The following is a 426-nucleotide window of genomic DNA, read 5'->3' on the forward strand; positions in this document are numbered from 1 at the left end:
ACTGAAGATCGCCCAAGTCGCCGCGATCGACACGGGTGACCTGGCAACCCTCGGCACCGCCCAGATCGCCGCGCTGACGACGAATCAAGTCGCCAATGGCCTGACCACGGACCAGATCGTTGCACTGACGACCAACCAGGTGAAAGCACTGGGTTCGGCCCAGATCGCTGCCCTGGGCACCGGCCAGCTGGCCGCGATGGAAATCGAAGACGTGACGGCCCTGAAGACGAACCAGGTCGCTGCACTGACGACGAACCAGATCGCCAACGGCCTGACCACCGACCAGCTGGTCGCGCTGACCAGCAGCCAGATCGCCGCCCTGACGACGAATCAGGTCGCCAACGGCCTGAGCACCGCCCAGATCGTGGCCCTGACCAGCGGCCAGATCAATTCGCTGACGAGCGCCCAGGTCGGTGCACTGAAGAT

Annotated in this window: 1 protein-coding gene; it reads left to right on the forward strand. The window is 64.6% G+C overall.

The window, feature by feature from the left end; genetic code table 11:
* On the forward strand, positions 1-426 hold a 426-nt coding region (locus G7Z99_RS19670), incomplete at both ends, for a hypothetical protein (protein WP_219854306.1).

The sequence above is a fragment of the Pseudomonas entomophila genome (assembly GCF_013523165.1).
Lineage (GTDB): Bacteria > Pseudomonadota > Gammaproteobacteria > Pseudomonadales > Pseudomonadaceae > Aquipseudomonas > Aquipseudomonas entomophila_A.